This window comes from Caulobacter sp. AP07 (assembly GCF_000281955.1).
Taxonomy (GTDB): Bacteria; Pseudomonadota; Alphaproteobacteria; order Caulobacterales; family Caulobacteraceae; genus Caulobacter.
The window spans coordinates 1-7179 of the sequence record NZ_AKKF01000255.1 but is presented as its reverse complement, the minus strand read 5'-3'; the positions used below and the strand labels follow the sequence as shown (position 1 = coordinate 7179).

6 protein-coding genes are annotated in these 7179 nt (G+C 69.6%); 5 read left to right on the top strand and 1 reads right to left on the bottom strand.

Features of this window, described 5'->3' with window-relative positions:
* Window positions 1–119: 119 nt before the first annotated feature.
* Window positions 120–1010, bottom strand: a complete 891-nt coding sequence (locus tag PMI01_RS22770) for an NAD(P)H-binding protein (RefSeq protein WP_007674839.1) — start codon at window positions 1008–1010, stop codon at window positions 120–122.
* A 97-nt stretch (window positions 1011–1107) separates the two neighbouring features.
* On the opposite strand from PMI01_RS22770, the gene PMI01_RS22765 reads away from it, so the two are divergent.
* The 5 genes from PMI01_RS22765 (at window position 1108) to PMI01_RS22745 (ending at window position 7052) form a co-directional block, all read left to right on the top strand.
* Window positions 1108–1545, top strand: a complete 438-nt coding sequence (locus PMI01_RS22765) for a winged helix-turn-helix transcriptional regulator (RefSeq protein WP_007674838.1) — start codon at window positions 1108–1110, stop codon at window positions 1543–1545.
* Window positions 1546–1725: 180 nt separating this feature from the next.
* Window positions 1726–2232, top strand: coding sequence for a DUF1993 domain-containing protein (locus PMI01_RS22760; RefSeq protein ID WP_007674837.1), 507 nt, complete (start codon window positions 1726–1728; stop codon window positions 2230–2232).
* A gap of 466 nt (window positions 2233–2698) precedes the next feature.
* Window positions 2699–5119 carry an FtsK/SpoIIIE family DNA translocase gene (locus PMI01_RS22755; protein ID WP_007674836.1) on the top strand — a complete coding sequence of 807 codons (2421 nt, stop codon included), beginning with the start codon at window positions 2699–2701 and terminating at the stop codon, window positions 5117–5119.
* A gap of 150 nt (window positions 5120–5269) precedes the next feature.
* Window positions 5270–5923: an outer-membrane lipoprotein carrier protein LolA gene (locus PMI01_RS22750; RefSeq protein ID WP_007674835.1), complete on the top strand. Its 654-nt coding sequence runs from the start codon at window positions 5270–5272 to the stop codon at window positions 5921–5923.
* A 322-nt stretch (window positions 5924–6245) separates the two neighbouring features.
* On the top strand, window positions 6246–7052 hold the full coding sequence (locus PMI01_RS22745; protein WP_007674833.1) for an exodeoxyribonuclease III: 807 nt from the start codon (window positions 6246–6248) through the stop codon (window positions 7050–7052).
* Window positions 7053–7179: the final 127 nt, after the last annotated feature.

Genomic DNA, 7179 nt, shown 5'->3' with positions numbered 1-7179 from the left:
GGGATCACGCCCTCACCGTTTTCATCAAACGCCCTGCCGGCGCGCCGTCGGACGTCTTACCCCCTCATCCTCCCACGCCTGCGGCGCGGGCCCCACCTTCTCCCCATGGGAGAAGGTGTCTACTGAGCCAGCGCCGCCTGGTTCGCCTCCAGGAACGCCCGGACCGAGGTCGGCGCCCGGCCGGTCAGGGTTTCGACCACGTCGGTGACGATGGCGTGCTGACCCTCGCTGGCCGCCTGGTCGAAATCGGCCAGCACATCGACGAGGAACGGCGGCAGGCCGGCGGCCGCGAGGCCCTCGCGCAGGGCGTCGAGCGGCAGGTTCTGGTGCGCCACCGGCTTGCCCGACAGTTCGGACAGCAGGGCGGCGACCTGGTCCTGGGTGACGGCGGCGGGGCCGGAGACGTCGAGGATCCGGCGACCTTCGCCGCTGACCAGGGCCGCGGCGTCGGCGCGGGCGCAGTCCTCGCGGGTGATATAGGCGCGGCCGGCCCCGGCGGTGGCCGAATGGAGCAGGCTGCTGGACACGGCGTGGCCGGCGCCCTGCAGGATCAGCTCGGCATAGAGGTTGTGGCGCAGGATGGTCCAGCCCAGGGTCGGGCTGGCCGCCAGGGCCTGCTCGGTCCAGAAGTGGTCGTCGATCACCCCGCCGCCCGTCTGCGGCCGGACGCCGGGGGCCGAGGTGTAGACCACGTGCCTGACGCCGGCCGCCGTGGCCGCCGCGACGGCGGCGCGGTGCTGGGCGATGCGCTGGCCCGGCTGACCCAGGGCGTCGGTGCTGATCAGCAGCAGGCGGTCGACGCCGGCGAAGGCTTCGACCAACGAGGCCGGATCGTCGAAGTCGGCCCGGCGGGTCTCGACGCCGCGCGCGGCCAGATCGGCCAGCTTCGAGGGATCCCGGCTGGCGGCCACGATATTGCCGACCCCGGCTTCAAGCAGCAGCTCGACCACGCGGCGGCCCAGCTGGCCACCGGCGCCGGTCACCAGCAGACGGGGAGAAGAGGCGGTCATCGGTCTGTCCTTTTCAGTGGTCTCGAAATGAGACCACGTGTAGATGTGAGACTTAGGAGACGCCGTAAAGACGGCAGTTTCACGGGAGATAGGCACCTTGAGGGAACCACCCGAGCGGAACAGCCCCGGCAGCGCCGCGGCCAGTCTCGCCCACACCTTCCAGTGCTGGACGTCGGCGGCCGACCTCAGCCCCGCCGCCTGCCCGGTGCGCGACGTGATCGACCACCTGGGCGACAAGTGGAGCACGCTGCTGCTGATCGCCCTGGCCGACGGGCCGCGCCGGTTCGGGGTCCTGCGCCGCACGGTGCCCGACATCTCGCAGCGCATGCTGACCCAGACCCTGCGCGACCTGCAACGCGATGGCCTGATCGAGCGCCAGGTGTTCCCGACCAAACCGCCCAGCGTCGAGTACCGCCTGTCGCCGATGGGGACCTCGCTGCTGGAGCCCCTGGCCCTGCTGGTGACCTGGGCCGAGCGCAACCACGCCGACATCCGCGCCGCCCGGACCCGCTACGACGCGGAGGCGGCGGCATAGGTCCATACCTTCATGGTCGTCATCCCCCGCTTTATGCGGGGGACCCAAGCCGAGCTGGCCAATTGCTATCGGAAACGCCGCCAGGGTCCCCCGAACAAGTCGGGGGACGACGACGTGGAGGGTGCTTTCGTCCAGACCCCGACACACGCTAACCCAGCCACACCCCATCCCGGAGTTCCCATGACCCTCACCATCCACCAGGCCAGCGTTCCGGTCTTCGCCCAGGGCCTCAAGGGCCTGAAGGGCGTGCTGGCCAAGGCCGCCGCCCATGTCGACGCCAAGAAGCTCGACCCCGACGCCCTGCTGAAGGCCCGGCTCTATCCCGACATGTTCCCGCTGCTGCGCCAGGCCCAGATCGCCACCGACTTCGCCAAGGGCTGCGCCGCGCGCCTGGCCGGCGAGGAGGTTCCGGCCTGGGACGACACCGAGACCAGCTTCGAAGAGCTGATCGCCCGCGTCGATCGCGCCATCGCCTATGTCGAGAGCCTGGACGCCGCCCGGTTCGCGGGCGCCGAGGATCGCGACATCACCCTGGTGCGGCGCGGCGAGACCAGCGTGGTCAAGGGCCTGGCCTATCTGCAGGGCCAGGCCCAGCCCAACTTCTTCTTCCACCTGACCACCGCCTACGCGATCCTGCGCAAGAACGGCGTCGAGATCGGCAAGAAGGACTATCTGGGCACGACCTGAGGTCTCGCGGCGGCGGCCTCTAAGGCCGCCGCCGAAACGCCCACACCAAGCCGGCCAGGGCGGTGACCACCCCGGCGATCGCCGACAACACCAACGGCAACTGACGCAAAAACTCCTGATTCATCACGGCACCCACTGGCCCGCCCCCAACGGCGGGTTACGGAACAGTGTGACTCCCGGCCACGTCGAGTCCGGACGTATGTTCCTATTTTGTTCTTATTCGTTCAGTCCTCCCCCTGTGGGGGAGGTGTCGGCAAAGCCGACGGAGGGGGGAGGGATAGGCAGACGGCCGAACCTACGATTTCGACCCTAAAACTCCCCCCACCGATCGCTTCGCGATCGCCTCCCCCACAGGGGGAGGACCTGGAGACCGCGACTCCAAACCACATCCCGACCCCCTCAAAGTAAACGCCCCTTAACCCTCTTGCGGCACAAAGGCGGTTCTACGAGTGCAAGGTGACTTCTGATGGCGCGAGCGGCGCGGCGATCGAGCGTTGAACTGGTCTGGGACGCGGTGCGCTACGGCTGGGCCCAGCCGTGGTCGGCGCGGTTCCGCGGTGGGGTGATCTGCGTGGTCGGGGCCGGCCTGCTGCTGGCGGTGGCCACCTACAACGCCACCGACCCCAGCTTCAACGCCGCCACCGGCCTGCCGGCCACCAACGCCCTGGGCGGACCCGGGGCGGCGCTGGCCGACATCGTCATGCAGTCGCTGGGCCTCAGCGGCTGGGTCGCCGCCCTGCTGATGCTGGTGTTCGGCATGACCCGGGTCTCGCAGGCCGATCCGGCCGCCCACCGCCGCGACCTCCGCGTTCGCGCCCTGGTCGGCGGCCTGGGCCTGCTGGCCCTGGCCGGCCTGCTGGCCGCGCCGCCGACCCCCGCCGTCTGGAAACTGGCCCGCGGCCTGGGCGGCTTCTGGGGTGACGGCCTGCTCAACACGGTGGCCGGACTGCTGGCCTTCGCCCGCCTGCCCGGCGCCCACCTGATCGCCGCCCTGCTGCTGGGGATCGGGGCCGCCGTCGCCCTGGGCTATGCGATCGGCCTGCGCCGCATCGACCCCGAAGCGGTGGCCGACGCCCTGCACGGCCTGATGCAGCCGCGCGAGCGCGCTCCGGCGGCCCCCGCGCCGCAACCCGAACCGGCCGCCGCCCGGCCCCGCGCCCCACGCAAGGCCGCGGCCCCGGTCATCGAGGTCGCGCCCGAAGCCGCCCAGGTTCCCCGCCGCGCCGCCAAGCCGGCCAAGCCCGCGCCGGCCGAGGACGACGACGCCTTCGAGCCGAGCTTCGAGGTCCGCCCCCTGGCCATCGCCCAGCCCAAGACCCCCAACCGGGTCAACACCCGCGAGCAGCGCGAGCAGCAGAAGGCCTTCGACTTCACCGATGAGGGCGGCTTCCAGCTGCCCGAGCTGGCCATGCTGGCCAAGCCCAAGCCGCGCTCGGCCGAGTTCGACGAGGAGGCCCTGCGCCAGAACGCCCGCCTGCTGGAAAGCGTGCTGGCCGAGTTCGGCGTGCGCGGCCAGATCGACCAGATCCGCCCGGGCCCGGTGGTCACCATGTACGAGCTGGTGCCGGCCGCCGGCACCAAGACCGCCCGGGTCGTGGCCCTGGCCGACGACATCGCCCGCTCGATGAGCGTGATCTCCTGCCGCGTCGCCGTGGCCCAGGGCCGCAACGCCATCGGCATCGAGATGCCCAATTCGCGCAAGGAGACCGTCTATCTGCGCGACCTGCTGTCGTCCGCCGACTACGACAAGGCCACCCACAGCCTGCCCATGGCCCTGGGCGAGACGATCGGCGGCGAGACCTACATCGCCGACCTGGCCAAGATGCCCCACCTGCTGATCGCCGGCACCACCGGCTCGGGCAAGTCGGTGGGGGTCAACGCCATGATCCTCTCGATCCTCTACAAGCTGCCGCCCGAGAAGTGCCGCTTCATCATGATCGACCCGAAGATGCTGGAACTCAGCGTCTATGACGGCATCCCGCACCTGCTGGCCCCGGTGGTCACCGATCCCAAGAAGGCGGTCGTGGCCCTGAAATGGACCGTGCGCGAGATGGAGGACCGCTACCGGCGGATGTCCAAGATCGGCGTGCGCAACATCGCCGGCTACAACGAGAAGGCCAACGAGGCCCTGGACAAGGGCGAGCACTTCGAGCGCACCGTGCAAACGGGGTTCGACGACGCCGGCCGGCCGATCTACGAGACCGAGAAGATCCGTCCCGAGGCCATGCCGTTCCTGGTGGTGGTCATCGACGAGGTCGCCGACCTGATGATGGTGGCCGGCAAGGACATCGAAGGCGCCGTGCAGCGCCTGGCCCAGATGGCCCGCGCCGCCGGCATCCACCTGATCATGGCCACCCAACGCCCGTCGGTCGATGTCATCACCGGCACCATCAAGGCCAACTTCCCCACCCGGATCAGCTTCCAGGTGACCAGCAAGATCGACGCCCGCACCATCCTGGGCGAGCAGGGCGCCGAGCAGCTGCTGGGCCAGGGCGACATGCTGTACATGGCCGGCGGCGGGCGGATCACCCGCCTGCACGGGCCGTTCGTCTCGGACGGCGAGGTCGAGGCGGTGGCCAAGTTCCTGCGCGACCAGGGCATTCCCAACTATCTGGAGGAGGTCACGGCCGGCGGCGACGAGGAGCAGGAAGAGGCCATCGAAGGCGCCTTCGCGGGCGAGGGCGGGGCCAACGACCTCTACGACCACGCCGTGGCGGTGGTCACCCGCGACCGCAAGGCCTCGACCAGCTACATCCAGCGCCGCCTGCAGATCGGCTACAACCGCGCCGCCTCGCTGATGGAGCGGATGGAGAAGGAAGGCGTGGTCGGCGCCGCCAACCACGCCGGCAAGCGCGAGATCCTCGCGCCGCCGCCGCCGCCGATGTAGCGCCCGCTGATGCTGACGGGGACATGCGCATGCGCATGTCCCCGGCCGCGCCCGGATGAACGCCGCTTCATCGCAGCGCCGGAAAATGGTCTCGCGACGGCCTTTCGTCGGACGCGCGGGCAGGGCAAAGGTGGGAGGCTAGGAGATCGCATGACCACCACGACCCCGACCCGCCGCTTCGTCCTCGCCGCCGCTGGCCTTGGCCTGGCGACCGCCCTGGGCGGCCAGGCCCTGGCGGCCCAGCAAGCCGCCGCCGCGCTGTCGGCCGAAGACCAGGCCCTGGTCGACAAGGCCACCGCCTATATCCAGACCCTCGGCTCGGCCAAGGGCCGCTTCGTCCAGACCGACGCCCGCGGGACCCGGACCCAGGGCACGATCTGGCTGCAACGCCCCGGCAAGGCGCGCTTCGCCTATGACGGCCCGGCCGGCCTGCTGGTGGTTTCCAACGGCGCCAACGTCAACATCTTCGACAGCCGGCTGAAGACCTTCGAGAGCTATCCGCTGAGCCGCACGCCGCTGGCCCTGCTGCTGGCCCGCGAGGTGCGGCTGGACCGCGGCGTGACCATCACCGGCGTGCGCAAGTTGGCCGACGGCTTCACGATCACCGCCCAGGACGCCAAGCGCCAGACGCTGGGCCGCATCAGCCTCGACTTCGGCGCCGACGCCGCCCTGATGGGCTGGACTGTCACCGACGTGAAGGGCGGGGAGACCCGCGTGCGGCTGGTCGACTTCGAAAAGACCTCGGGCCTGGATCCCAAGCTGTTCGTCCTTACCGATCCTCGCCGCCGCGTCGGTAAGCCCTAGTTGTATTGTGACGCTTAAACCGCGCCGAAATGCGACAATTTCACAACATGCAAGTTTGGATTGCGATTACGCTTGACTTAGTCGCGCGCCGTGGCAGATTTAACACGCATGGCGAGGAGCGCCCGACCCGCTCTTCGCAACCGTGCCGGACACTATCCCCTCCCGGCGGCGGCATGAGAGACCCGACTTTCGCCCGGACGCTTCATGCGTCCGGGCGTTTTTCGTTGGCCGTGACCCGGCCCTGGCTCTAGCCCTTTGTTCAGCGCATTTTCTTCACGCGAACCGGTATCCACTTCGCTCGAAAATGCTCTAGAGGACCCGGATGCGCCTTCGTATCGCCACCTGGAACGTCAACTCCGTCCGCCTGCGCGCCGAGCAGGCCGCCCGCTTCGTCGACGAGCAGGCGCCCGACGTACTGTGCATGCAGGAGATCAAGTGCCAGGAGGGCGAGTTCCCCCGCCAGGCCTTCATCGACATGGGCCTGCCGCACCTGAAGATCATGGGCCAGAAGGGCTGGCACGGGGTGGCCATCGCCTCGCGCCTGCCGATCGAGGACTCCAAGCCGCTCAACGCCTGCCGCGAAGGCCACGCCCGCTGCGTCTCCGGGACCATCGCCGGCGTCGAGATCCACAACTTCTACATTCCGGCCGGCGGCGACACGCCCGACCGGGCCCTGAACCCGAAGTTCGACCACAAGCTGGACTTCTACGAGACCCTGACCGCCGAGATGAGGAAGCGCGACCCCAAGGCGCCGCTGATCCTGACCGGCGACCTCAATGTCGCCCCCGGCGAGAACGACGTCTGGAGCCACCGCCAGATGTCGAAGATCGTCAGCCACACGCCCATCGAGCTGGAGGCCTTCGCGGGCCTGATGGGTTCGATGGACTTCCTGGACCTGCCGCGCCTGGCCACGCCCGAGCCGGACAAGCTGTTCAGCTGGTGGAGCTACCGCGCCGCCGACTTCCGCAAGTCCAACCGCGGCCTGCGCCTCGACCACATCCTGGCCAGCCCCGGCCTGCGCGAGGCGGCGTTCATCGACGGCAAGGTCTCGTCGCGGGTCCACGACACGGTGCGCGAATGGGAACGGCCCAGCGACCACGCACCGGTGACGGCGGACCTGTTGGTGTAGGGGCGGTGGTCAGCTTTCCGCGTTGGCGATAGCTTCGGCTTTCGACCCTGAGCGGACATTCGGGATCCCTCTCTCTTTGAGAGAGGGAGGGGCCCGCCGCGAAGCGGTGGGAGGGTGAGAGGTTACA

Bases quoted from the DNA above. Each gene is read 5' to 3' on its own strand.
- PMI01_RS22760 (WP_007674837.1), top strand. From the start codon at position 1,726: ATGACCCTCACCATCCACCAGGCCAGCGTTCCGGTCTTCGCCCAGGGC.
- PMI01_RS22770 (WP_007674839.1), bottom strand. From the start codon at position 1,010: ATGACCGCCTCTTCTCCCCGTCTGCTGGTGACCGGCGCCGGTGGCCAG.
- PMI01_RS22750 (WP_007674835.1), top strand. From the start codon at position 5,270: ATGACCACCACGACCCCGACCCGCCGCTTCGTCCTCGCCGCCGCTGGC.
- PMI01_RS22745 (WP_007674833.1), top strand. From the start codon at position 6,246: ATGCGCCTTCGTATCGCCACCTGGAACGTCAACTCCGTCCGCCTGCGC.
- PMI01_RS22755 (WP_007674836.1), top strand. From the start codon at position 2,699: ATGGCGCGAGCGGCGCGGCGATCGAGCGTTGAACTGGTCTGGGACGCG.